Source organism: Nitrosomonas sp. (genome assembly GCF_040240425.1).
Lineage (GTDB): Bacteria > Pseudomonadota > Gammaproteobacteria > Burkholderiales > Nitrosomonadaceae > Nitrosomonas.
Window position 1 is genome coordinate 12,257 of the sequence record NZ_QPHG01000013.1, and the last position, 26,550, is coordinate 38,806.

A 26,550-nucleotide genomic window follows, 5' to 3' on the forward strand; every position below is an offset into this window, starting at 1 on the left:
CTTCCATGCTAACCACCGATCATCACCGTCGGAAAACCCAGCACGATCGTGCCGCCGTGCGCCGTTGTGTCACCCATCCGGGCAGCCGGGCGGTTGCTGATCATGACCGTCGCCGATCCTTTCACAATACTGTCGGGCGGACCGACGCAGACGCACATATCCCCTACCACAGCCGCCGGCATATTGCCGATCAATACAGTGGGCACGCAAGGACCGCTGATCGGTCCGCCCACATGAGGAATCGGCGGCACGCCCGGTGTTTGCATCGGGCAAGTATGCATATCGGTGATACGTGCGGCTGGGGGCATCGTTAAATTCCTTTCAAAACAATTGCAATCCTGAGCATTCAATACAGCTTAATTGATCATCACAATGGCGCCTTTTACCGTGGTCTGGCCGCTGGCCGACAGCTCGGCCGTGGCGTTACCTTTGGCGCTGAAACCGACATTGGCTTGATGATTGATGTTGAGTCCCTGATTCTTGATATCCGCTTGCGCCGTCAATTCGATATTGCTCACCGCATCGATGGTTACCTTGCCCTTGGCGCTGATCTTGATGTCTTTCGGGCTGTCGATAGTAATGCCGCTGGAATTGAGCTCGATTTTGTTGGAATTCTGGTCTTGCAGCAGTATCGATTTCTGATCGTCGCTGATGACGATTTTGTTATTGCCCGGTGTAATCACGGTGATCACTTTCTTGTCATCATCAAACTCAAGCTTGAGCTTGCTGCGGGTAACCACTGCTTTAATGAAATTATCGGCGGTCAATTCGTAGGGCATTTTTTGTTTGCTGCTGTACAAACTGCCGAGAATGACCGGATGCGAAGGATCGTCGTTGAAGTATCCCAGCACCACTTCGTCGCCGATTTCCGGAATGAAGAAAGCGCCGATACCGTTGGAACCGTAGAAACTGGCCAATCGCGCCCACACGCCATCGGTTTCTGCCTGCAAAACCGGCACGGATACTTGAATCTTGTATTGCCCTTCCGGATCGGCATCGAGCTTTTTCACCACACCGATGTGCAAACCGTTGACTCCGGGTACCCAGCCCGAAGCAAGCGGCGCTTCGGTTTTATACTGCTCGGCGAACCACTGTGGCGATAGACCGAACTCAATTTCCGTCACCCAGTTGCCCTGCCTGATGTCATGTTTCACTGCCGTCACCAGCACTTTGCCGTTAAAGCGGTTGCCCACGCCTTTCAACTCAACCAGAGTGCCAAGTTTCACTTTGGCGCTCCCTTGAAACGCCGCGTAACCTCGGATACGCGCCAAACCGGACTTGATTTGCTGCCCCTTCGCCCAACCGGTGAGCGAAGCATTCTCCAGCGGCACATCGGTTTGCAGGCGGAAATAATCCGGCGCCATCACGTCCGCCAGAACACTCGCGGCAAGATCACCCTGCCCGGTTAATTGTTCGGGACTCGCCTGCGCTTCCTGCACCGCCTGATCGGTCAGGCTCCATGCGATGCCTTTCACCACGGAAAATTGCGCAGCGGCATCGACCTCTGCGCTGAACGCCATCAAATCGATACCGTACGTCACGGTCAGAACCGCTTCACCATCAACCTGCGGCGCTTTGACCGTTACTTTTCCGGCGTCGATCGTCACTAGAAAACCATTAACTTCCGCTCGCGCCAGCAAATAATCCCAGTCGCTGCAATAGTACTGCACCAGTTCTTTATAACTCACCGTCGTATCCGTCACATCGGAACTCAGTCCGCTGTATGCGCCGATCAGCTTACTAATGATGTCGCTATCCTTCGAATCGACAAAATTGGCGTTCTTGCGGCCCACCGTCATGGCAACCGAACTGTCTTTACACTGCACGATCAACCGGGAGAAATTGTCACCATCCAATTTTATGCCATGCTTGACGACAATACCTTTGAACACAGTGCTCGTTTGATTGGCATAACCGGCGTTGATCGTGATTACCGCGCCGGGTTTAAAATCATCCGCATCACTGACCGGAAATTTGTTGCTCGGCATATCCCCGTCCAGCAAGACGATCTTGGCGCCGGGAATTTTATTGACCCCGTACATGATCTCGACCGAAACAACTTGAATGGTATCGGCTATGGCATTGCCATCACTCTGAATAGTCACAGATACGACACCCGTGCTGCCCGTTAATGGGGAATCTGCCATAGTGAACCTAGTTTAATGGAGGGAACTGAAGCTTAGTTCCGGGTTTAAGATCACGAAAATCCGTCAGATGATTAATCTTTGCAACATCGATATAGTAGTTACAGTCCTGATAAATCCGGTAACACAACAGCGGTAAAGTATCTCCCGCTTTCACCTCGATCAAGTGCGTCAAATCCGGGGATTCTTGCGCGGCTTCCTTGGATATTTCCTCTTTGCTCTGATATTCGACAAAAGCCAGTGTGACTTTGGCACGCAATGGCACGCCACTGGGTTTGAACAAGGTGTAGTCAAATTTCAGTGACTCCACCCGCCCGTAGAAAAGCAATTCGCCCCATTTCAATTGCACAATCGGCGCTTCGTGCTTGGTACCCCGGTAGCGATACACAACGTCTTTCAATAATTCAATCTGCTCCTTGACCGGAACCGGATCGCTGACGACCGAGAGCGGATTAGCCGAGACAGCTCCGGTGGCGTCCAGTATCAATTCCTTGAGAACAAATTTTTCCGGGTGGCTTGCATCGTACTTGGTTTCGGTTCCCGGTTGCCCCAGCACCTTGTTTTTGGAATAGCTCAGCTTGAACGTTTGCTCGTAACCGGCGGGATTGATCATGGCTTCAAATTTTTTCAGCGAGCCATCGACGCTGATTTTGCCGTTATTCACAGCGCAGGGCGAAATCGTCAACAGCGCCTTGGCACCGCCCAGCGACATTTAGCGCTCCCCCTGTTCGCGCAGAAAATCCGCGATCATGCGACGGCATTCCGCCAGCACTTCTTCTTTCAATAACCGGTGCTCTTCGGATAAATCGAGATCCTCGTTCCCGGTACGCTGCACGATATTGGACTTGATCAGCAGTTGTTTAATCTCTATCGCCATTGGGTATTCTTACGCCTGCTAGATAATGCGCATGGAAACGGTATAACTCAGAATGATCTTTTCGATGGCGACTTCGTTTTTAGTGGAGCCGAAGCTTTCGACTTCCCATTTCAACGGGTAAGCCGAATCGAAAGACCAGCCGCGAATCGGCATTTTGTCTTCATTCATCAGATACACCAGAACAGGCAAGGGCTTAATCGCCAAATTAAAACCGGATTCAAGCGTTGATTTGCACCACACCACCAACGGTGAAGTCAATGGCGCAATGCCGCGCTTCAAGGATAAATTGGGATGCTTGATGCCTTTCGGCAATTGCCGCACGAACCGGTTTTCACCGCCTTCGACAACCGATTCCACTTCCATTTCCGTTTCGATTCCGGATACTTCCTGAAAAGAAGTGTCCGCCGACAGTCCAGCCGGTGGCCCGATCACGACCTTAAAATAGAAAGCAGAGGGTGGATAAACATTTCCGGATAATGAAATATTCATGAGTCACCCATCTGCTGGCAAGATTTAAAAACACTAACTGTTGGCGATCGTCAGGCCTTCATGCACGATTTCGATGGATTCTATCGCCACTTCGTTGCCTTCCGATTTTAAATCGGTACCGGTAATCTTGGTCGGCCAAGCGTTCGTGAGCGTCCACACCATCGTCGCCTTACCGCCTTCATCCAGCAAACTGATGGTAACCGGCAAGCGCTTAATGGTATTCATCTTGATCTGTTTAAACCAATCCCAGAATTTATTATCGCCTTTGAAAACGCCTTTCTTCATGGTGATATTGCCGACTTTTTTCATCCCCGGCATCTTGATCACGGAGAATTCCGGGCTATCGCCATGGCGGTATTTGATCTCTTCCGATTGAATATCCAGACCACTGACTTCCTGAAACCGCATGACTTGAGAATCCCACTTAACCTGAAAATAAAACTTTGGCATAGGCCAAACTGTCGTCGACTGAGCTGATCCATCATCTGCCATAATGCACTCCCAATTTTATGATTAAGAAATAAACGTTGTTTTTGTCAATTGCACCGATTAACGCGCTAACTTTCAGATTAAGATTTCTGCATTTGCTGCTGGAAGGTAATTTCAATAAATTCTGCCGGGCGGCTCAATGCAACCAGCACGGTCACTTTTAACATACCGTCCAGAATATCCTGCGGCGTCATGGTTTCACCCAAGCCGACAAACACGCCAAAAGCATCTTCCGGTGTCGCGCCAGCCAAGCCGCCACGTTTCCAGATGCTGGTCAGGAAGTTACTGATCATGCTTTTGATCGTTACCCAAGTGCTGGAGACATTGGGTTCGAATACATACGCTTTGGTCGCCAGTCTGATGGATTCTTCCAGCATGATCATGGTGCGGCGCACGTTGATATAGTTCCAGTCCAAACTGTTGCCATCGAGTGTGCGGGCACCCCAAACCAAAGTGCCTTCGCCGATGAACGTCCGGATCGCATTGATCGATTTACCGGCGGTTGTGACGTTCAAGTCCTCCTGCTGCGCATTGGTAATCTCAACGGCGGGTGAAATGACCGCGTTCAGGCTGACATTGGCAGGTGCTTTCCACACTCCGCGTGAATTGTCGACCATGGTATAAACACCGGCCATGCCCGCGCTGGGCGGCAGCAGATTGAGTTTGAGTTTGATACTTTCGATGATGCTCTTGTACAGCGGGCAAACGGCTGTCAGAATTTTGTGCAGATCGACATCGGTCGACATGGTTGCTGTTTTGGGTGTCACGCCGATTTCCGCAATCTTGCCGTTGATTTCGGTTTTTTTCTTATCATCCAAATCGCTGCCGTCGACTTCCGCTTTGAGTAATTCCTGCAATTTATCCGCATTGGAAATGTTAGCGAAGTTCAAATCACCGGTTTGCACGATGGACGTATTGAGCCACGGATAGTAGGCTGCGGCAAAATCCAGGCTATTCGTGCCGAGATCATTGCGGAATTTCTCGATGCATCCGCTATCCTGCGCTTCCTTATAGCCATCAAAAACATCCAGGATGGCAAAACGATTTTTCATCACTTGCCCGCAATGACTCAGAGCAGCCTGTTGCAATGCGATACAGTCCGGTTCAGCCAGCGACATGGCATCAGGAATCACCACCATCGTCGGTTCCTGCTCTTTTAATAAAACATCGATCCCTGCGTTCAACTTCGGTTTTTCGATGTTATCGGTATAGCCGCCAACCGATACGATATAGCAAGCGCCGCCACCGTTTTGAAAAAACAGCATCATGCTGTGATACAGAAAATAACGAGCGCCCTGGAGTTCCAGAACATATTCCTTATCGCCGCTCGCAAAATCCGATTCGACCGCAGCTGCAGCCGCAGCCGGTGCAGCCCCTCCTTTTCCCGCCTTCGCTGCGGCTGCCGCGGCAATTTCGGAAATTTGATATTGCGTTTTAGGCGGTCCGCCAAAGAAGCTGATAAATTCCGACATGGATGAAATACGCCACGCCTTATTTAATAGCGATTTTCCTTTGTTATTGGCTCTTTCCGTATAACCGATAAATGCCGGTACTGCGGTTGCCACTTCCACGACAGAATTCGGAAACGCGCTCTTTTCAACAATGTAAACACCCGGTGTCTTATATTGCCCCATCATCAGCTCCTTTTAATTGGAAATGTAGCGTTCATCGGCCATTGTTATCATTTAACTTGATAAATCCAGCCTATAACCTTGTTTAGATTGAACATAGAGCAGCTTAGCCGATGTAATGTTAATTCTCAAGCGTTAAGTAAAGAATTGGCAAAATTAGCGTCGCTAATTCCTACTTCCAGCAGAACGCGCAATTTTTACGGCTGTGCAGAGTGCTCCCGTAGCCAAGCTTCAAGTTCTTTTGCCGGCGCGGGGCGGTGAAACAGGAATCCTTGATAATAATCACAACCATGCTGACGCAGAAAAGCCAATTGCTGCTCCGACTCAACGCCTTCCGCCAAGACGCTTAATTTCAGACCGCGCGCCATCGCGATGATCGTGGCGGCGATCTCACGGTCATTGGGATCATGCGCCAGGCCGCGCACGAAGCTTTGATCGATCTTGAGTTTATCGATGGGAAAACGCTTCAAATAAGTCAATGACGAGTAGCCGGTGCCGAAATCATCAATCGCCAGCTGGATGCCCGGCGCCTTCAAGGTTTTCAGCATATCGATCGAGCGTTCCGCATGTCCCATGAACATGCTCTCGGTCAACTCCAATTCCAGGTACGCTGCCGGAAGTTTCGTTTCTTCCAGGACTCGCTGGATCACTTCAGCCAGATTCTCGGATTGAAACTGCCGCACCGACAGATTGACCGCCATCACGAGCGGTGCAAAACCAGCATCAATCCAGGCCCGTCCTTGCGCACAGGCGGTCCGCAACACCCACTCCCCGAGCGGCACGATCAATCCGGTTTCTTCTGCAATCGGAATAAATTTTCCCGGCGGCACGATGGCTTCTCCCGGCGGCTGCCATCGCACCAAAGCCTCAACCCCGACCGCCCGGCCGCTATGCGCGTCGATCAACGGCTGATAGTGCAGAACGAACTCCCCGGCGGTGAGCGCATGGCGCAGGCGGGTTTCCATGACCAAGCGTTCATTGGCGGCAATGCTCAACGCTTCCGTATGATAACGATAGGTGCTGCGGCCTTCTTTTTTCGCCAGATACATGGCCATGTCCGCGTGCTGGATCAACTCGGTGACGTTGCTGGCATCATCCGGAAAAAGGCTGATACCGATACTGGCATTAATGAAGATCTCATGACCGCTGGGCAGTGCGAAGGGGGTCGCAAGCAAATCAATCAAAGTCTGCGCGACAGAGGCGGATTCGCTCGGCTCCTTGATATCTTCCAACACCAGCAAAAACTCATCGCCGCCCAGGCGTGCCAGCGTATCTTCCTCGCGCAAACGCTTTTTCAGGCGCGCAGCCAGCATAATCAAAAGCTCATCCCCGATGGGATGTCCCAGGCTGTCATTGACATTCTTGAAACGATCCAGATCGACATACAGCGTCGCTATGCGCAGATTGTGCCGCTGCGCCCGCTCAATGGCATGATGCAGGCGCGATTGCACCAATAGCCGGTTCGGCAAGCCGGTCAATGGATCATAATGCGCCAAATGCGCCAGCTGTGCCTCGGATTGCTTCATCTGCGTAATGTCGGCAAACACGCCGACATAATTACAGGGCTCATTCCTGTCATTACACACTGTGCTGATCGTCAGCCATTGCGGATAAATTTCGCCATTCTTGCGGCGGTTCCGGATCTCTCCGCTCCAATGGCCCACGGTTTTCAGACTGGCCCACATCGCTTGGTAAAAGGGTTTACCGTGATGCCCCGACTTGATGATCTTCGGATTCTTACCCAGCACCTGCGCTTTACTATAACCGGTAATTTCGGTATAAGCGCGGTTAATGGCCAGAATGCGCGGCTCCAGGTCGGTGATGACGATCCCTTCCCGGCTGGACTCAAACACCGCCGCCGCCTGTTTCAATGTTTCCGCGGCATAGACTTTTTGCACCGCCACGGCCGCGATCGAGGCAAACTCATTGATCAGCAGCAAATCGGCAGGTGATGGCTCACGCGGGGTACGATGATAAATGGCAAAAGTGCCTAGCACACTGCCCGCTTCATCTTTGAAGGGTATCGACCAACAGGCATGAAGATTGGCTTTGCGCGTCAGTTCCAGAAAAGGCTGCCAGTACGGATGGTGATCGATGTCGGAAACAATTACCGCTTCACCGCGCCACGCGGCCGTGCCGCACGAGCCAACCCCATCACCGATCATCACCTGATTGACAGCAGCATTGTATTCATCCGTCAGACTGGGCGCCGCACCGTGCTTAAGACGACCCGCATGCCTATCCAGCAGCAGGATGGAAACCAGCATGCCGGGATTGATCACCTCGAGACGTTGCGCGATATCATTCAGAACTACGGGTAGCGGTTGGCTGGCAATGATCAGATTCGATGCGGATTGATGCGCCAAGCGTATCAGTTCGAGCCGCTTATGTTCACTGATATCCAGCCAGGCACCGACAATTTCGGCAGGCTCGCCGTCAGCATCCCGCACCAATCGAAGCTCATCGAGTATCCAGACGATTCGCCCGGATCGATGCAGGAACCGGTAGTCGTGTGTGAGCTGGCCTTCGCTCAGCAGCATCGGCCAGCGGGCCAAAGCCGCTTCACGATCATCCGGATGGATATGCGAGCGCCACCAATCCGCCGCCAATGCCTCTTCTTGTGTATAGCCCAGCAGACGTTCGATATTTTCACTCACCCAGTTGGGGCACGGCGTTTCTCCGGAAAATTTCAGGCCGTATAAAATTGTCGGACTGGCGGCCAGAAGATACGAAAGACGCTGGCTGGTTCTTTTCAAGCTGAGCCGTTCGCGGGTCAATTCCGCTTGTTGCTGCACTTTCTCCAAAGTGGCGACAATCTCGTACAGATAGCCTTCGTGCTTCGACAAATAATCATCCACACCCAAGTGCAGCGCACGCGCGGCCACTATCTCACTACCCTGGCCTGTCACCAGGATGGCAGGAATATTTAGCTTGCGCTCATACCGTAACAATTGGAAAAACTCCAAACCATCCATGCTGGGCAAGTGAAAATCGATCAGCAATGCATCGAATTCCGCCGCCTGCTTCATCGGATCATCAGGCAGCAGCGCGAGCGCATCTTGCACGCTACTCACCGCGGTCATCTGGATATGCGGCGCATGCAAAACAAAATGACGGCGCATCAAGTCGATATCAAATACATTATGCTCAAGATACAACACGCGCAGAACCGGATGACTGCGCTCCAGATTGTCGCGAAAATGCTCCCGGGCGCCCTGCAATACCCGCGGTAGCCGTTCCAGATAATCATCCCGTTTGATCAGATAATCATCCGCGCCGGCCTTGAGTGCGGCCACAGCGGAATCCTGATCGCCCGACCCGGTAAGAATGACTACCGCGATGGGCAGTCGTTGCTCCCGCACATGTGCCAGTACATCCAAACCAGAGCCATCGGGGAGGGACAGATCAACCAGCAGCAGGTCATAACAATCCGGCTCGGCCAGCCGTTTGAATCCTTCAGCCAGGGTATTCACCACATCCAATTCGATATCCGGTGCAATCCGGCGCAGGGTGCGCAGGGCCAGATCGGCATCGCTGGCGGAATCTTCGATATACAGAACGCGCATCATGATTATTGGGGATGCTCGTTGAGAACGCACCAATACAGTTCGATATGCTGCGCCACGTCCATGAAGTTATCAAACCCCACCGGTTTTACAATATAGGAATTGGCGCCTAAATCGTAGGCCGCCTGGATATCGCGATCTTCTTTTGAAGTGGTGAGAACAACAACCGGAATGCGGCAAAGCACCGCGTGTTGTTTCAATGTCCGTAACACCGTCAGACCGTCAATGCGCGGCAAATTCAAATCCAGCAGAATGACGGCCGGCTGAATCTCGCCCGCTTCCCAGCGCGGCAACCACGCCAAGGCTTCCTCGCCATCCCGCGCGACCAATACCGGATTAATCAGCTTGCGGCGCTGAAAAGCGCGTAGCGTCAGATCCACATCGAGAGGATTGTCTTCGACCAGGAGAATCGGTGGGCATAGTCTCATCGTTATTGACTCCGTCACTATTTCAGGTTTTCCGCCATCGCGGTCAATTCCAGATAGAAGGTCGCGCCTTCACCCGGCGTGCTTTGCGCCCACACCCGTCCTCCCATGCGTTGCATAGCCTTCTTGACTAAAGCCAGACCGATCCCGGTACCCGGGTAATCTTCCAGCCGATGGAGACGTTCAAAAATCTCAAAGATGCGCTGATTATACTTCATGTCAAAACCGATACCATTATCACGGACCCACAAGATCACATGCCGATCATCCCGGTCAGCGCCAAACTCTATGCGCGGATGAGCCGCATGCTGGCTGAACTTGATCGCATTCTCCAGCAGATTGCGCAGCACCATAGCCAGACCGTCGCGATCACCATTGACCATCAACACCGGTAAATCGCAAATGACTTCGATCTGACGCGCGGCAATCTCCTCACCACACTCCGCAATCACCCGTTGAGTCAATGCCGTCAGGTCCAGCGCATGGGATTCCAATTTACGCCGCTCCATGCGTGAATAAGCCAGCAAATCATCGATCAACTCATTCATGCGCGTGACACCCGCGCGCAGGTTGGCGATGAATAAACGTCCTTCGTCATCCAATCGATCGGAATAGCCCTCTTCCAGCAACCGGCTATAACCTTCGACACCGCGCAGTGGCGCCTTCAAATCATGCGAAACGGAATACACAAAGCTTTCCAGTGATTGGTTGAGCATCTTTAATTCGGCGGTACGCTCCGCAACCCGTTTTTCCAGATCGGCATTCAGTTGCTGTAATGCCGCTTCGGCTTGTTTCCGGTAAGTGATATCCTCGGTAAACATGGCAATGCCGCCGATACCCCCATCGGCCTGATACCAAGGCCGCACCTCCCAGCGTAACCATTGCATGCTGCCATCGGCCCGTTCAAAACGATCCTCATCGGCGCGGATGATTTCACCAGTCAGGCAGCGGCGATGAATCGCTTTCCATTCTTCGTCGATCTCAGGAAAAGCATCGTAATGACATACCCCTAATAAATCGCGATCGCCCAAGTTGTAATCGTTACGCCAGCGTTGACTGTAAGCAAGATAGCGCATTTCCCGATCAACCATGGCCAATGCAGCCGGTGCATATTCAATGAGCAATTTAAGCCGCTCCTTGCTTTCCTGCAGCGCCATCTCGCCCAGCTTGCGCTCGGTGATATCCTGCACAGTTCCGCGCATAGCAATGATATGGCCGTCAAAATCGGGTACTGCTTCTCCGCGTGAGATCGTCCAGCGATGCGCGCCATCCGGCCGCACTACTTCCGCATCGCACTCAAATGCAGCGCCGTCATGCCAACACTTTTGCACTGCGGCAGCCAGCTTGTTCCAGCTATCCACGGTGTAAAAACTCTCCATTTCCTGATAATCCGCAGGTGGCAAAGCGGTATCACGGCCATAAATCAGGTAAAGCTCCTCGGACCAAGTTTGTTTATCCGCGCCGTTCCAGGTCCAATGCCCGAGGTTGGCGATGCGTCTGGCTTCTTTGAAGTTTGCCGCAATCTCCTTGCGGCTTTGGATATCTTCAACCACGGCGATGAAATAATCCGGCGCGTTATCGGGCTTACGCACCAGGGAAGCGTGAAGATTGATCCATATCACGCGGCCATCCTTACGAATATAGCGTTTCTCCATTGCATACGCAGTGATTTCACCGTTCAACATGCGCTTTACGTTATTGATGTCTGCTTCCAGATCATCGGGATAAGTGACATCCTGAAATGTAAGCGCCATCAATTCATCCTGACTGTATCCCAGGATAGCGCAAAGCTTGTGATTGACACGCAACCAATATCCTTCCAGTGAAATAATCGAAATCCCGACGGCGGCTTGCTCAAAAGTAGCCTGAAATCGTGCTTCGCTTTGCCGCAGCTGTTCTCTGACAAGTTGTCTCTCGAACACCAGTTTATCAACGCGCACCAGAAGTTCATCCACGGCAAAAGGCTTGTTCAGATAATCCTGCACGCCGGATTTCAGCAATTTGACACAGAGATCGTCATCGGCCTTGGCGGTAAGCATGATGATGGGCACGCCATCCAGTTCCGCATGCTGGCGTATTTGCCACACCATTTGTTCACCATTCATTACCGGCATCATCACGTCGGAAAGAATCAAATCGGGTGCCAGCTTCAGCGCTTGCTCCAATCCTTCACGGCCGTTGAAAGCGCTGGCTACGCGGTAGCGAGGCTGCAACATGCCGGCAATGAAGCGATTCATATCCGCATTGTCTTCAACAACCAAAACCAAGGGCAAATGGGTGGCGGCCACCGGGAGCGGCGGGGTTCTTTCCGCACGGCTCTGAAGTTCATCCATGACTTCATGCACAATGATCTCGTCCAGGGAAACCGGCGCATCCCGTAATACCGAACCGGCTGGCGCGGTGCGCGGCAGCGTGATCCTGAATAGCGCGCCACCCCCGGGTGATTCTTCGAGTTCGAGCTTGCCATGCAATAAATCGGCAAAATCCTTGACGATCGCCATCCCTAAGCCGGTGCCGTCATGCTGCCGGGTTACGCTGCTCTCCACCTGCATAAAGCGTTCAAACACGTGCTCACGCATTTCCGCCGGTATGCCGGGGCCATTGTCCTGAACTTCGATCTGCGCGCGCGCTTCGGTGGTAACAAGCCGAACGAAAATACAACCTTTATCCTGCGTGAACTTGAATGCGTTGGACAGCAGATTGAGCAGGATGCGTTGCAGCTTCTCGCTATCACTTTCGATCGCACAGACTTCCGGAACGATAACCTGTAATGCGATATCGCGCCCCTGCGCCAGCAATTCAAAGTAACTTGCCGTGACTCGCACCAGCTCCGCCAAATCGAACCGCGCCCAAAAAACCGGCATGCGCCCCGCCTCAAGCTTAGCCGCATCCAGCAAATCGGTAACGTGGCGGTAAAGAATGCGCGCGTTACGCAGCATCAATCCGGTTTCATGACGTTCTTCCGCGGAAGCGTTGCTGCCGGTGAGCCACCGCATGCGGTTCTCCAAAGGAGCGATGATCAGCGTCAGCGGTGTGCGTAATTCATGGCTGATATTGGCAAAAAACTGTGATTTAAGTTGATCCAGCTCAGTCAGACGCTGATTCATCTGCTCCAATTCTTCCAGCGCCGCTTTCAAAGCGCGATTAGCTTGATTCACTTCAGCCGCACGCTGCACGATCTCCGCTTCCATGCGCTGTGCGCGCGCTTTCACCTTGCCAGGTTGCGCTTTATGGTTATGACTGACGATGTACTCAGTCACATCTTCCGCATGATGCAAAATATAGGCAACCCGGCCCGCTTCATCCAATACCGGCGTATTGACCGGACTCCAGTATTTGACTTCGAAGCCTCCACTGCCATCGCGCAATGGAATATCGTACTTTTGCACGTTCATGACATCCGCGCGTTTTTTACTGAGCACATGATTCAGCGAAGTACGTAAATCTCTTACACTGGCGCAAGCCGGATCTTCCGGGTTATCGGGAAAAATCTCAAACAGACCATGTCCGACAATCGCGCCACGTTCGGTACGCGTCATCTCTGCATACTTGTTGTTTACGGCGGCAATGGTAAAAGCGGAATCCGCCCGGAGGAGCAAATAAGGATGCGGGCTTACTTCAAATAGCTGCTGGTAAGGTGGAATTTCAGACATGAAGATCTCATATTGTTAGAAGATGACCAGCAAGTATCAGGTATCTATGCGTGCACTATAAGATCATGATTTTTATTCAACAACATTGATGTTGTCAACAGGGTTTTAGCTGCCGTCAGAATCAACTGACAGGTATGAGCCATCTCGCGTTAGTCTATCGAATCCAGTCAGAAACAAATCAGGAAGAGATAGTACGCAAGCAACTCTGCCACTGCGCGCCATTTTATCTATCAATTAATATAAATCTCGGAAACACTCGCTATTTTGTCACTGATCATTTCCGCATGTACCTGCTCCACGCTGGCATTCGGCAAGCGTTTGACCAGCACTCTATCGCCCGTGCCGGTAGATTCTTTCAACTGCAAGCGTTGATCGGGCAGCTCATGCAGCGGGATCGCCTTTGAAGACAGCAATTGAATCGCAGTGCGATTTCCGGGCAAGGTCACATTTCCCAGATTCTCGAATTGCAGGGCATTGTCCAGATCCGTAATGAACACATTGCGTTTCGATAAATCGCCGAGAATGTAGTATTTCCAGTAGGTCTGATTGGTGTTGAAACGGATATAGAACTTGCGCGCGGCGGCATCCAGCTTGTCCGAACACAATCCTTCCGCTCCGGCAGTAATGCATACCCGCACAATAAACACCGGCTTGACGAGATAATCCTTGCGTTCCAGTATGTCGGGCAAGGGATCGGCCGTGAGCTTCAGCCAAGCATCCGCGGCGGCATACGCATCCGGATGCAGCAGTTGTTTATCCGCCGCATCCCGGGTGACTTGTTGCGTATCGAAAAAAAGAATCGAGTCATCGGGCGGCGCGCCAGGCGCGGTATAGCGGAAGAAGTTATTGTCCTTGGAAAAAACTTTAAAAGTCAGAACCAAATCGTCTTCCGCATGAAGACGCAGGATATTGATTTTTTCTTCGTCGAAATAAACGGCAATTCCGCTTTCCGATGACTTGAGCAGTAATCCCGCTCTTCTCAATAACACCGCACAAGATTCGCTGGGAATGAATTCCAGGGTTTTGCAATGTTGGCCGGAGAAATAGGCATGTTCGACAGTTACATTGACGAGTAAACGATAAGCACCCATATTCCGCTCAATCTATGGTTATTTTCCAGATCAACTCAACCCAAAACCATTCCTGAAACACTATTGCACCATCGACTTCGGCTCGCCCGCAACGGGGATACGGCCAACTACATCCTCGGTATCGAAGGCCACCATGCGCACCTTGTACAGAATGGATGGCAAATATTTACCCCCTAAAGAACCCCATAAGTTACTGAGATCCTGGATGGAAAGATTCTCGATGTCCAGGATCAGTTTCTCGATGCGATCATCCATCTCAGGTGCTGTTTGATGATTGATCACATGATTCTTCTGAAAAAAAATGATCGTGCTGGATAAAAATTTCAGCGCTTCGGGATAATTGTTGCCGGTAAAATTCGCCGCCATCATCAGGTGCAAATTAAAATAGAGCGGCACACTGCTCTGTACCTCCCGTTGCCCGACTTCATGCAGGCTGACTTGCCGGAACGGCACGCTATCTTTCTCGATATTCACCAAAAAAACGACCAGCTTATTATTCACATTGACCGCCACCGTACCGTCGATCTCCAATAAATTGGAAACCACCACTACATCTTCACCCAGATTGTAAGTACGGCGCAAATACTGATTCAGCTGTGTCGCAAGGAGTTGCACGGCCACGTTGATCATAATGGATAATCGATAAACCTAGTTATGGGTGAATAAGGCGAGCTGTTACTGAACGAATCAACTTGCTGAAGGCATATACAAAACACCCCCGCTTTCATGCGCGAATGTACTGGAACCCCGTTGCACTGTCAAACGCGCACCGATCCGGCATTCCGCCCTGTTTACAGCGTTGCAACCGTCCATTCCGGAACTTCAGCACCCTTCGACAGCAAGCGGAACGGCATTCCACCGGGTTTGAGAAAGGGGGGCATTTGCGCATCTTTGCGGATACACCCGCTGCCCTCACACTGTAAGATGATGTAGGCACAGCAATGCCCCCAATTGGCCCTAGGCTCAAGATCGACAAACACAATGCGCGCTTCCCAGGGAATATCAATCAGCACATCTCCGGCGTGAACTCTGGCTCCGGCATGCGCAATCTCGCGGCTCAGATAGACGATCGCGTTGGATAACGTCTCATCGTCAAAGACCGCACTGACACGCTCGAAAATGCCCTGATCGGATTCTCTCATCTATCCAGCGTCTTTTTCACTACATCGCCCAGCGTTGCCCGCAGCTCTTTCTCTTGTGCCGCGGAAGCATTTTCCAGCTTGCTTTCAATTTCTCTCAACTGCGGCACCAGCTTGGCATGGACCATATCGTAAAACTCGGGGATCGGTTTGCGCAGGTAATACGGCTGCAAAACTTCCACCAGCAAACGGCAGTAAATCGGCCAGACATGCCAGTAGCGCTGCCCGAGGAAACAGTTACCCGCCGCTGCCGAGGATCGGCTGAACACCGGCGTGTCATAGGGATCATGCACCGAATCAGCATAGTCATGCGCCTCACGCGCGGAAACCTTACCGGATCCATCCGTATCGGGATTGGATGCCAACGCGCCTCCATACGGCGTATGCCCTGCCATCGCAGCAATCCAGTCGCGTGCAAACGGATCGAATTGCGCGCCACCGATGGAATTGTTCGCTTCCAGACAGGCGGACGAAACGCTGGTGTAGGCTGCGGTTGATTTCGCCAGGATCGGCGCGTTAAAACCGCCGGCATGGCACTGCTCCATCATCACCATCATGCAGTAGTGTTTGGGTAGAGTCGCCAGCGTATCGGCAAAATCCGAGGCTAGATAATCCGCCCCGCTGTACGTACAGAGGTAGGACTGTGTCCCATTGTGACCGCCGTGATTGTTGGTATGAATCAACAACAGATCGTCCGGTTTCAATTTTGCCTTGAGTGTATTGAAAACCGTATCCAGATCGGCTTTCGTTCCCTTGCCGTTGACCGGCATCCGATAGGCGGAACTGTCCCCCGGCCAGCTCACCACCGGGTGTGGATTGCCGCTGTAGTTAATCGTGCCGTCGTAGTTCAGCACGAAGATATTCGCGGCGGGAAAGCCGTAAATATCGCGCAAAGTACGGTAGAGAAACTCCAGATCGTTGGTATGCCGGTTGTTTGAAGCACCCGAGAACAACACCGCGTAACGCTGGCCTTTTGTCCAGCGGATCGGACAGCGTAACCACGGCAAAACGGGGTAATAAATTTCAGGTTCAGCGATCTTGATGGGAGTATGAAACGCTTGAAAGGTGTTGGGAACATCGGCCGTCATATAAGGTGGAAACTGAGCACTCACCTCATTGTACAAATCTCCGGTTTCCGCATCGTGCAACAAATAGCGGCACGGATGTGACCAGTTGAACTGCGGCGCGTCATCCGCAAACACCATGATGGAATTGCGCTCCATGACGATGCGCTGCTTATATGCCAGCACAGCTTCACCCTTTTTGAGCACTTGGTTTTCGATATGGAGATTGGTATTGCGCGCAGCTCTCCAAGACAGATTACTGACAATACCGGATTTAATTTTGCTGATTAATGCAGAATCTCTTGCCATGATGTGCCTCCCGTGGATAGAAAAAATAAAGCTACTTTTTCATGAGAAATGAATGCACTAAGAAAGAGTTTGATGATCCGCCAACAACAGAATTGATCAATCAAAACTCTATTCCAGTGTGATCCAATCAACACAAGAAAACAAGACATTTTGATCCAATCCCTTACTGCGTGCGGCTATGAGCTGGAGTGGGAGAGTCGGTGTTTAAGCGGACTAACGAAACATAGCAGCTGATGCCAGCTATCCAGCTGGCATTAAAAACAGGGCTTCATCCATCCATCTCATCCTGGCATTTGGGCATGACAATTTGAAATCAGGCACATACCGCCAAAGCCTTTCATGGCCACGCCGAGTTCATTCAGCACTTTCTGCGCCCTGTCTTCTTTGCAAGCGAGAATGATCACAATGTTTTCATCGGTTATCAGAACATCATCGGGATTGCGGATACCCCGCGATCCGATACCGCCGACATTCTTGAAAAAGGTATATCCGCTGACTTCGGTTCTTTCCAGCAATTCCGTCAACTGATCGACATACTCCGCTCCAATTACGATTTCGAATCTTTTCATTACTATCGAATTATCCATTGATTCCTCTCCCAAACTTCAATTAATGATTACTAACCAATCCGGACGCCCCCGTGGGCATATTTCAATGATTTTCCAGGCACAAGCACGGGGGCGCAATCCACACTCCGTTAACCCGAGCTGTTATCTCTTACAGCTTCAAGATGAACAGGACGACCTGTTTCCACCTGGGCAACCTGATAAATCCTGTAGTGTTTCTTCGTCGCAGACGGCTCTGTAAAAGCGGCCAAGTAAAACGTAATCGTGTAAAGAATCGTGATTGCATAAACTACAACCAGCTGCGGTGCTTTAAATAACTCTTTAGTTTCCATTTATTACTCCTCTTTTAGGATGTTTACCGGCTATTCATACCAACCGGCAAAAAACGCATCGCCGGTTCGAATAAATATCCAGGTTAATAATACGTTCTTTCAGGTTGACAATAAAACTACTGGCCTATCAACCAATCACCCTCAACTGCAGTGACCAAAGAACAAACAAAATAAGGATCGATATATAATAGTCATTTAAATGAAATGAAAAAAACCCTATTAATTAAAGGTACAAAATTAAAGGTACAAATTAAATATCTCACCTTGGGATAGATCATATAGATTGAATGTCTTGGTGATAAGTCCAATAAAGCGAAACATTTTGTTTCCGAATTAGATACAATGACACGATGCAAGATCTTAATCTTTTCGTCATATTTGCGCGGGTGGTAGAAACTGGCAGTTTTGCCGAAGCGGCGCGGCGCATGGACATCTCGCGCTCAGCGGTGAGCAAAGCCGTTGCAAAGCTTGAGAAGGATCTCAGCACCCGCTTACTGCTCCGCAGCACGCGGCACCTTAGTCTGACGGAAGCAGGTATCGCGCTTTCGGAACATGTGAAACGCATTCTGGAAGAAGCCGAACACGCCGAGCGGGCCATCAATAGCCTTCATGACGAACCGCGCGGAACCCTGAAAGTGAGTACGCCAAGCTCATTCGGAACGCGCCATATCGCTCCGGCGCTGCCTTGCTTTCTCGCGCGCTATCCTGAGATCAAAGTTGACTTAACCATTACGGATCATGCAGGCGATTTGATTGAAGAAGGATATGACGTGCAAATCCGCGTGACCAACGAGCCTGACCCTAATCTGGTAGCACGCAAGATTGCGCCTGTCCGCCGCATATTGTGCGCAACCCCGCAGTATTTTCAGCAATGGGGCACACCCCAAACTCCGGCGGAACTTGTAAAGCATAACTGTCTCGATTGCGCGCTTTCACCCGAACAAGGTTATTGGCGTTTCGACGGGCCGGAAGGCAAGATCAAGGTTCCGATCTCCGGAACCCTGCGGATCAACGATAACGATGCGCTCGCACAAGCCGTGCTGTATGGATTAGGCATTGCTTTGCTGCCCACGTATACGATTGGCATGGAATTACAAAAAGGGCGGTTGCAGATGGCGCTGCCGGACTACTTATCCGTAGAGCGTCATATTTACGCCTGCTATCTCCCCAGCCGGCATTTGCCCATAAAAATACGCGCTTTCATTAATTTCCTAGCGGAACATGTCGGCGACATGCCTTATTGGGACCGGTCTTTGGTAAAATGAATTTCGTGTTCAGTCCATAATTTGCCGCGTTCACTTTCATGCTTATTTTGAAATACTTGATGACAATTAATATTGATCACAGCTATACGACATTGAATATGAAATTGCTGGAAAAAATGTCTTATATATTACGTTAGCCACTATCCAGGTGAATATGGACGACATCAGCACCGAACTTAAGAAGCGATTACAGGCGACTTCCAGACAGTTATTAGTACATGCGCTCGAACATGCTCTGACTAAGGAACCAACAGAAAATGATGTTATCCAGACGATCGTAAATTTACAAGCCTCTCTTGAACTCCTTAGCAAGTTATATGTATTGCGCCGAGAAGGCTGGAAATTCGTGATCGACCCAAAGTTTCATTCTCAAAAAGAATCTGAGCTTCTCGCCGCAATTTCTACTGGTACGATTAAGACTATTCCATTCTGGAAAAGTCGAGAGTTAGCAGCCGAAACTCTTTATCTGAATGATGACGATCTTCAACTGCTGGATAACTTCCAGAATCGACGGAATCAAATAATGCATCTTGGTCTTACGAGCCCATCACACGAGATTCTGAATGAGGCGATCTGGTTTCTCGTCAGGATTGTTCAACAGCTCGACTGGAAGGAATACTTGCCTATTCACCAACAATACCTTTCAAATAGCCTTATGCACGTCATAGGCACCAAATTATTCAAAAAACTTGTAACCAATACGTGCTATGTGAACGAATCTATAGATCGCGCTTATGAACTTTATCCAGACAGTGTTACATATTGCTTTGAATGTGGGAATGAAACGTTAGTAATAACAGATGCTGACGACTATCTGTGCTTTGTGTGTGGATTTCAAGTCGACACTGACGCAATGGGGTTGATCGACTGCCCCGTGTGCAAGGCAACGCGGTCTCTTGCTTTTGATCTGTTGAATATTGAGTGCAATGAAAAGCTTGATGGAAAATGCTGCCGATGCAAGACATTTGTATCAGTGTCAAGATGTAAAACATGCGAAACCGACTACGCTACAGAGCAAGGATGCGATCTGTGCCGTGGCTAACCCACCATTCCACCGGACGCTACGCGATAAAGCCGTGTAGCGTTCGTTGAAGGTTGAATCACTCCGGGTTTTCCAGAGATAAAGTAATTTAATGTGAAGATGAAGAATAAAATCTGTTATTCACCGGAATTCATCATTATTCACTTCATCGAAACCAAAACTCACCGCGCATGAATCAATTGACTCGGCGCAGGTATCGTTGAAGTCATTTTCGGCGCAGTCCATTGCGTGCTCCAGCGCATAACCGGCATATCCCGGTTCACGGCGGTATGCGTGGTTGCCGCATACAAGTTGCAATCCACGCTTCTGCTGGTAATTTCATTGGTCCATTCTTCGCGGATTTTCTCAGGCGCTAGTGTCGCGACGGTTAGCCGCTCGCATAACTCGTAGTTGGCTGACCATTGGTTGCGCAATTGCCGCTGCGCAGGGTCGCCGCCGTAGATCGAGTATGAAGCGCAACCGGCCAGCAGCAGGATGGGTACGATGAGTAGTGATTTCATGATGGTGTGCATAGGAATGTGAAGTGATCCGTTTTTACCAAATCTTAGTGGCTGCAAAAGCCACACCGTTCGGCAGTGAGCAAACATAATTGGGATTGATCGGACGGCATGATTTCTGGGTCAACGTTAATGTCGTCGCTGAAGTAAAGACGACATCGGTGACGGCATCGATATTGTCGTTGATTAAGCGCGTCAGCCGCACCGTGCCGTCCTTGATGTCGCCCCACGATGCGCCCCAGCGCCGATTGCCATCGAAATCGGGCGGATTGAGACCGGCAAAGATCAACCGGCCGTTATTTTCCGAGATCATTAAATAACCCGCTTCCGGCAAATCGTCTATCGTCCAGATACCGTCGTAAGTCCCGGCAGAGTGAACCAGTCCGGCAGGCAGGCACAAAAGCAAGGCACCGATGATTTTTTTCATTGTCTTTTCTCCTCAATATAAAAACAGAGCCGAGTTCTGGCTACGGAAGTTCTGAAAAAGGTAGCGAGCGATGATCAGGCAAGTCGAAATCAGGTGAGAAAGCGCAGTTTACATTGAGTAAATGAGCATTTTGACCCTGATTTCAGCGCAGCTTGAACGAGCGCAGTCGTTTTTCAGAATTTCCCTAGCGGCGCTTTTGCCCTAGGATCGACCCGAGCACCCCACGAGTAATTTCGCGCGCAATCGACGAGCCGACCGAACGTGCGGCGCTTTTTGCAAAGGCATCGAGCACGCTTTCGCGGCGTCCGCCGCGCTTGCCGGACGAACCCAGCAGCAAATCGCCCAGACCGGCCAGAATCCCCTCGTCCGCCGGTTTGCGCAAGCTTCCGGGTGCCGTGGTTTGCGCTGAATTGCCGTGCGGTTTCTCCGCGCCGCTGCGCGCTTGCAGCAGCTCAAAAGCGCTTTCGCGGTCGATTTCCTGCTCGTACACACCGGCCACAATCGACGACTGCATCAATTCTTTACGCTCGTCCGCCGTGATCGGGCCGATCTGACTGACCGGGGGCAATATGAATGCGCGTTCGGTCACGCCGGGTGAGCCGTTTTCATCGAGGAAAGAAACCAGCGCTTCGCCGACGGAAAGTTCGAGGATCGCTTGTTTGACGTTCAACTTCGGATTGGGGCGCATGGTTTCGGCAATGGCATTCACGGCTTTCTGGTCGCGCGGCGTGAACGCGCGCAACGCATGCTGCACGCGGTTGCCCAGTTGACTCAGGACTTTCTCCGGAATATCGAAAGGATTCTGCGTCACGAAATAAATCCCCACCCCTTTGGAGCGGATCAGCCGCACGACTTGCTCGATTTTCTCCAGCAACGCGGGCGATGCCATGCTGAACAACAAATGCGCTTCGTCAAAAAAGAACACCAGTTTGGGTTTCTCGCGGTCACCGGTTTCCGGCAGATTCTCGTACAGCTCGGACAGCATCCACAACAAAAAGGAGCTATACAAGCGCGGCGAGTTTAGCAATTTATCGGCGGCCAGAATATTGACCACGCCTTTGCCGTCGATGGTCTGCATCAAGTCTTCGATGTTCAGCATCGGCTCGCCAAAGAACTTGCCGCCGCCCTGCTTTTCGATTTGCAGCAAACCGCGCTGAATCGCGCCGATCGAAGCCGGTGACACGTTGCCGTACTGCGTTTTGAATTGATCCGCATTGTCGCCGACAAATTGCAGCAACGCGCGCAAATCCTTCAGATCGAGCAACAATAGACCGTGATCGTCGGCGACTTTAAACACCAACGTAAGCACACCTTCCTGCGTTTCATTCAGATTCAGCAAACGCGCCAGCAGCAGCGGCCCCATATCGGAAATCGTCGCCCGCAGCGGATGGCCGTTCTCCTGCAACACATCCCACAACGTCACCGGAAAGCCTTCCCATTGCGGCACATCCAGTTGCAACGTATCCAAACGCGCTTGCATTTTCCCGGACAGCGTTCCCGCTTTGCAAATCCCGGTCAGATCGCCCTTGATGTCGGCCATGAATACCGGCACGCCGATATTGGAAAAGCTCTCTGCTAGTTTTTGCAGCGTCACCGTCTTGCCGGTGCCGGTCGCACCGGTAATGCAACCGTGACGCGTTGCCATCGCGGGCAAAAGCGCCAAATCCGATTTATTTGTTGTAGCGATAATCAGTGGATCGGTCATAGAAGTTCTAGCATTGCGCAAAAATGTACTGAATCCGTGATTGTAAGACAAACCATCGCAAAGGCAATCAAAACATGCGCGTAGCTGTATACTATCCACCAAGTTAGTGAACGTTACTCGCTGACCTTGCAAACCGCTTTCGGGGATTAACCGGCACGTGAACAAACAGCTTATCTACGGCGATATCGGCGGCACCAAAACCATCCTGCAATTGGCTGAAATAGCGGATGGCCGGATACATAAGCGCTGCACACAACGCTACGACAGCACAGCTTTTGCAACTTTTTCCGGCATTCTCGAAGCATTCCTCAAGCAAACCGCCGCACCCAACCCACCCGCAGCGGCTTGTTTTGCCGTAGCCGGACCCATTGCCGATCAACAGGCTAGATTAACCAATTTACCTTGGCAGATCAGCAGTGCGCACATTGCCGATGCCTTCTCTATTCCATCGGTCAAACTGATCAACGACTTTGAAGCCGTTGCGCTGGCCATTGAAAATCTACCGGGCAGTGACTTGATCACACTGCAATCCGGACAACCGCATGCGCAGGCGATGCGTGTGGTATTGGGCGCAGGCACGGGAATGGGCGTAGCGTGGCTCACACCGGTCAACAATCGCTACTTTGCATGGCCAACCGAAGCGGGGCATATTGATTTCGCGCCGGTCACTCCGCTGCAAGCCGGTTTGCTCGAATGGTTGCAACAACGCTTCGGCCATGTGTCGGTGGAACGCTTGTTGTCCGGCTCCGGCCTGACGAACATTTTTAAATTTCTGCAACAGAACGCAGCGGCATCTTCAGACTTACCGCTACTCCAGCTTGAAGAAGATAGCGGCGCTGTCATCGCGGCATTGGCGCAAACGCAAAAGCATCCGGTTGCGATCCGAGCGTTGGAATTATTTGCCGAGATTTACGGCGCTTATGCGGGCAATTTGGCGCTGGCTGGATTATGCCGCGGCGGTGTTTATATCGCGGGTGGCATCGCGCCGAAAATTATCGATACACTCAGCGCGGGCGGCTTTATGCATGCGTTTCACGCGAAAGGACGGTTTTCCACACTCATGCGCGAAATTCCGGTGCATATCGTCACCAACCCCGCAATCGGCTTGCTGGGCGCTCGCCAGGAAGCCTTCCGGTTATTCAATAACGGCCCGTAAATTCCCTAAAATCCGCATCCAACGTACCTCGCTAGTGGATTCCCGTCTTCAAATCCAATCAATTAGCCGGTGCTGGGTGTATCATAGCAACGATCATTCTCAGCAAGGAGAGCCTGCATGTTTCCGCGAACCGCCTTCACCATCACCGTTAATCCTAAAATACCACCACGCCTGAAACGTCTGGAAGAGTTAGCCAATAACCTCTGGTACAGCTGGGATCGCGCCACCCGCACGCTGTTTTCACGGCTCGATCCGTATTTATGGGAAGCGGTAGGCCATAACCCGAAGGCATTCCTGAAGCGCGTGGACGAATCGGCGTTACTGAAAGCGACCGAAGACCGGGTTTTTCTCGCCACCTACAATAGCATTCTGTCGACGTATGACTCCTACCATGACGCATCGGCGCTACAGAACAACGGAGGGCTGAGTTCACAAGACCAAGTCGCTTATTTCTGCTTTGAATTCGGTTTTCACGAAAGCCTGCCGATTTATTCCGGCGGTTTGGGCATTCTCGCCGGTGATCACTGCAAAGCGGCGAGCGATTTACATTTGCCTTTCGTCGCCATCGGCTTGTTGTATCGCCAAGGGTATTTCTTTCAAACCATCGATAGCAAAGGCAACCAGCAAGTCACCTATACCATTTCCGATTTCGACGACCTTCCCGTCACACCGGTACTACGCCCGGATGGCTCGGGCTTGCAAATTGAAGTGCCTTTGCTGCACCGCCAAGTCACGGCCAAAATATGGCAAGCAAAAATCGGCCACGTCACGCTTTATCTGCTCGATACCGATTTGCCCGAAAACTCGCCGCAAGACCGCTACATCACGCACAATCTATACGGCGGCGACAGAATCATGCGGATTGAACAGGAAATCATTCTGGGCATGGGCGGCGTGCGCGCATTGCATGCGCTCGGCATCAAACCGACGATATGGCACATCAATGAAGGACACGCCGCCTTCATGATTCTTGAGCGCATTCACGATCTGGTGCAGCAAGGACTTGATTTCGCCAGCGCACTGGAAAGCGTCGCGGTAAATACCGTTTTTACCACGCATACCGCGGTGCCTGCCGGGCATGACCACTTCAACACGGAGATGATGCAAACCTATTTTGACGCCTTCTACCGCAGCTTGAACATTACGCGTGAAGAATTCATGGCGCTCGGTCATGCATCCGGAAGTCCGGACTTCAATATGACGGCGCTCGCGATTCACGGCTCACGCACGCACAATGGCGTCAGCAAGATACACGGCGGCGTATCCGCCAGTATCTGCCGCGATTTGTGGCCGCAGATCGAGCCGGAAGAAAATCCGATTTCCTACGTCACCAACGGTATTCATGTGCCAACCTTTCTAGCGCAGGAATGGTCCGATCTGTTCGACCGCTATCTCGGTCACGAATGGCGCAACAAAATGTGCGACACCGAATATTGGTCGCGGATCGATGCGATACCGGATCATCTGTTCTGGAGTGTGCGGCAATCGTTGAAATCACAGATGTTTTACGGCATCCGCTCGCGCATCACCGAGCAAAACACCCGGAATCGCGGTTCCGAAGCGCATCTTGACCGGCTGCTGAAGTTTGTCGATCCGATCAATCCGAATGTTCTGACACTGGGTTTCGCACGCCGCTTCGCTACCTACAAACGCGCCACGTTGTTATTTGAAAACCTCGACTGGCTGCGCAAAATTATCCTGGATCAGGAACGCCCGGTATTGTTGATTTTTGCCGGTAAGGCGCATCCGGCGGATGTACCGGGGCAAGATTTAATCCGGCGCATCAGTCAAGTCGCCAGTTTTCCCGAATTTGAAGGGCGTCTGCTGTTAGTCGAAGGTTACGACTTGCGTCTCGCCCGGCGGCTGGTCGCCGGTGTCGATGTCTGGCTGAACAATCCGATTTATCCGCTGGAAGCCAGCGGCACCTCCGGCATGAAAGCGGGCATCAACGGCGCGATCAATCTCAGCGTGCTGGATGGCTGGTGGGGAGAAGGCTACGACGGTAAAAACGGCTGGGCGATCAAACCCGGCCCGGAGGATATGGAAGGTACCGTGCGCGACCAGGAAGAGAGCCGCGCATTGTATGAAATCCTGCAAGACCAGGTGGTTCCGTTGTATTACAACCATGGCAAGCTCGGCTACTCGCCCGGCTGGGTGAAAATGGCCAAGCACTCGATGATATCACTGCTGCCTAGCTATAACGCGACCCGCATGGTCGATGAATATGTCACTAAATTTTATCGTCCGGCCAGCGGCAAAGGCACCCTTTATGCTGAAAATGATTTTGCCGGCGCAAAAAACATCGCCGCATGGAAGGCCAGAATAAAACAAGCATGGCACGGCGTCACGCTACGCCGTTTAGATACGCCTTGCGAACGCATTCATTATAACGAAGCGCTGAATTTCAAGATCGCCGCCAAACTGAATAACCTGGCACCCGAAGATATCGTCATTGAATTATTGATTTGCCGCCAGTTCAAGACCACACGACTGTGCAATTTCAATCATTTCAAGTTCACCTTTACCGGCATCCAAGATTCCGGCGAACATCTGTTTGAGCTCAACCTGACCCCGGAATTATGTGGCAAGCAGGAATATTTCATCCGCATTTATCCGTATCACCCGCTGCTGACGCATCCATTGGAGATGGGATTGATGGTGTGGTTGTAACCGGCTGAAATGA

General features: G+C 51.4%; 23 protein-coding genes. 4 read left to right on the plus strand and 19 right to left on the minus strand.

All coding sequences use genetic code 11. The features are described 5' to 3' along the window. Positions 1-8: 8 nt before the first annotated feature. The 16 genes from DU481_RS06650 to DU481_RS06725 all read right to left on the minus strand — a co-directional run bounded on the left by DU481_RS06650 (position 9) and on the right by DU481_RS06725 (position 17,775). Positions 9-308, minus strand: a complete 300-nt coding sequence (locus DU481_RS06650) for a PAAR domain-containing protein (RefSeq protein ID WP_121167321.1) — start codon at positions 306-308, stop codon at positions 9-11. Between the two features lie 48 nt (positions 309-356). Continuing rightward, positions 357-2,147 carry a type VI secretion system tip protein VgrG gene (vgrG, locus tag DU481_RS06655; RefSeq protein WP_350133439.1) on the minus strand — a complete coding sequence of 597 codons (1,791 nt, stop codon included), beginning with the start codon at positions 2,145-2,147 and terminating at the stop codon, positions 357-359. A 7-nt stretch (positions 2,148-2,154) separates the two neighbouring features. Further along, complete coding sequence (locus DU481_RS06660; protein WP_121167317.1) at positions 2,155-2,856, minus strand: CIS tube protein; 702 nt, start codon at positions 2,854-2,856, stop codon at positions 2,155-2,157. Further along, positions 2,857-3,021 carry a DUF5908 family protein gene (locus DU481_RS06665; RefSeq protein ID WP_176776388.1) on the minus strand — a complete coding sequence of 55 codons (165 nt, stop codon included), beginning with the start codon at positions 3,019-3,021 and terminating at the stop codon, positions 2,857-2,859. It lies immediately after the preceding gene. 18 nt (positions 3,022-3,039) lie between these two features. Further along, positions 3,040-3,510: a phage tail protein gene (locus DU481_RS06670; RefSeq protein WP_090318285.1), complete on the minus strand. Its 471-nt coding sequence runs from the start codon at positions 3,508-3,510 to the stop codon at positions 3,040-3,042. Between the two features lie 33 nt (positions 3,511-3,543). Then, positions 3,544-4,002, minus strand: coding sequence for a phage tail protein (locus DU481_RS06675; protein WP_090318288.1), 459 nt, complete (start codon positions 4,000-4,002; stop codon positions 3,544-3,546). A gap of 77 nt (positions 4,003-4,079) precedes the next feature. Beyond that, positions 4,080-5,636 (minus strand): phage tail sheath family protein, encoded by a 1,557-nt coding sequence (locus tag DU481_RS06680; protein WP_350133440.1) that lies wholly within the window; start codon positions 5,634-5,636, stop codon positions 4,080-4,082. 191 nt (positions 5,637-5,827) lie between these two features. Then, on the minus strand, positions 5,828-9,196 hold the full coding sequence (locus tag DU481_RS06685; protein WP_502889919.1) for an EAL domain-containing protein: 3,369 nt from the start codon (positions 9,194-9,196) through the stop codon (positions 5,828-5,830). Positions 9,197-9,201: 5 nt separating this feature from the next. Further along, positions 9,202-9,624 carry a response regulator gene (locus DU481_RS06690; protein ID WP_350133442.1) on the minus strand — a complete coding sequence of 141 codons (423 nt, stop codon included), beginning with the start codon at positions 9,622-9,624 and terminating at the stop codon, positions 9,202-9,204. Between the two features lie 17 nt (positions 9,625-9,641). Then, the gene (locus DU481_RS06695; RefSeq protein WP_350133443.1) at positions 9,642-13,274 is read right to left on the minus strand and encodes an ATP-binding protein; all 3,633 of its coding nucleotides are present in this window, start codon (positions 13,272-13,274) and stop codon (positions 9,642-9,644) included. Positions 13,275-13,504: 230 nt separating this feature from the next. Next, positions 13,505-14,365, minus strand: a complete 861-nt coding sequence (locus tag DU481_RS06700; protein WP_350133444.1) for a hypothetical protein — start codon at positions 14,363-14,365, stop codon at positions 13,505-13,507. Between the two features lie 60 nt (positions 14,366-14,425). Beyond that, positions 14,426-14,995 (minus strand): Pvc16 family protein, encoded by a 570-nt coding sequence (locus tag DU481_RS06705; RefSeq protein ID WP_090318300.1) that lies wholly within the window; start codon positions 14,993-14,995, stop codon positions 14,426-14,428. Between the two features lie 161 nt (positions 14,996-15,156). Continuing rightward, positions 15,157-15,507 carry a hypothetical protein gene (locus DU481_RS06710; RefSeq protein ID WP_350133445.1) on the minus strand — a complete coding sequence of 117 codons (351 nt, stop codon included), beginning with the start codon at positions 15,505-15,507 and terminating at the stop codon, positions 15,157-15,159. Then, positions 15,504-16,877 (minus strand): C13 family peptidase, encoded by a 1,374-nt coding sequence (locus DU481_RS06715; RefSeq protein ID WP_350133446.1) that lies wholly within the window; start codon positions 16,875-16,877, stop codon positions 15,504-15,506. Before DU481_RS06715 ends, DU481_RS06710 begins: the two co-directional genes overlap by 4 nt. A gap of 281 nt (positions 16,878-17,158) precedes the next feature. Next, on the minus strand, positions 17,159-17,446 hold the full coding sequence (locus DU481_RS06720) for a P-II family nitrogen regulator (RefSeq protein WP_350133447.1): 288 nt from the start codon (positions 17,444-17,446) through the stop codon (positions 17,159-17,161). A 128-nt stretch (positions 17,447-17,574) separates the two neighbouring features. After that, on the minus strand, positions 17,575-17,775 hold the full coding sequence (locus tag DU481_RS06725; RefSeq protein WP_107801705.1) for a hypothetical protein: 201 nt from the start codon (positions 17,773-17,775) through the stop codon (positions 17,575-17,577). 350 nt (positions 17,776-18,125) lie between these two features. On the opposite strand from DU481_RS06725, the gene DU481_RS06730 reads away from it, so the two are divergent. Both DU481_RS06730 and DU481_RS06735 read left to right on the plus strand, forming a co-directional pair. Then, entirely contained in the window at positions 18,126-19,040 is a 915-nt protein-coding gene (locus tag DU481_RS06730; RefSeq protein ID WP_121167299.1) for a LysR family transcriptional regulator, read from the plus strand. 154 nt (positions 19,041-19,194) lie between these two features. Continuing rightward, positions 19,195-20,082 (plus strand): hypothetical protein, encoded by an 888-nt coding sequence (locus DU481_RS06735; protein ID WP_350133448.1) that lies wholly within the window; start codon positions 19,195-19,197, stop codon positions 20,080-20,082. A gap of 161 nt (positions 20,083-20,243) precedes the next feature. Here the strand turns inward: DU481_RS06735 and DU481_RS06740 are convergent, their stop codons facing one another. The 3 genes from DU481_RS06740 to DU481_RS06750 form a co-directional block, all read right to left on the minus strand. Beyond that, entirely contained in the window at positions 20,244-20,582 is a 339-nt protein-coding gene (locus DU481_RS06740; protein ID WP_350133449.1) for a hypothetical protein, read from the minus strand. Positions 20,583-20,616: 34 nt separating this feature from the next. Then, positions 20,617-21,006, minus strand: a complete 390-nt coding sequence (locus DU481_RS06745; protein ID WP_350133450.1) for a hypothetical protein — start codon at positions 21,004-21,006, stop codon at positions 20,617-20,619. 184 nt (positions 21,007-21,190) lie between these two features. Beyond that, entirely contained in the window at positions 21,191-22,711 is a 1,521-nt protein-coding gene (locus DU481_RS06750; protein WP_350133451.1) for a helicase HerA-like domain-containing protein, read from the minus strand. Between the two features lie 157 nt (positions 22,712-22,868). Between DU481_RS06750 and glk the strand changes: the two genes are divergently transcribed. Both glk and glgP read left to right on the plus strand, forming a co-directional pair. Beyond that, positions 22,869-23,867, plus strand: a complete 999-nt coding sequence (gene glk / locus DU481_RS06755; protein ID WP_350133452.1) for a glucokinase — start codon at positions 22,869-22,871, stop codon at positions 23,865-23,867. Between the two features lie 117 nt (positions 23,868-23,984). After that, positions 23,985-26,537: an alpha-glucan family phosphorylase gene (gene glgP, locus DU481_RS06760; protein WP_350133453.1), complete on the plus strand. Its 2,553-nt coding sequence runs from the start codon at positions 23,985-23,987 to the stop codon at positions 26,535-26,537. Positions 26,538-26,550: the final 13 nt, after the last annotated feature.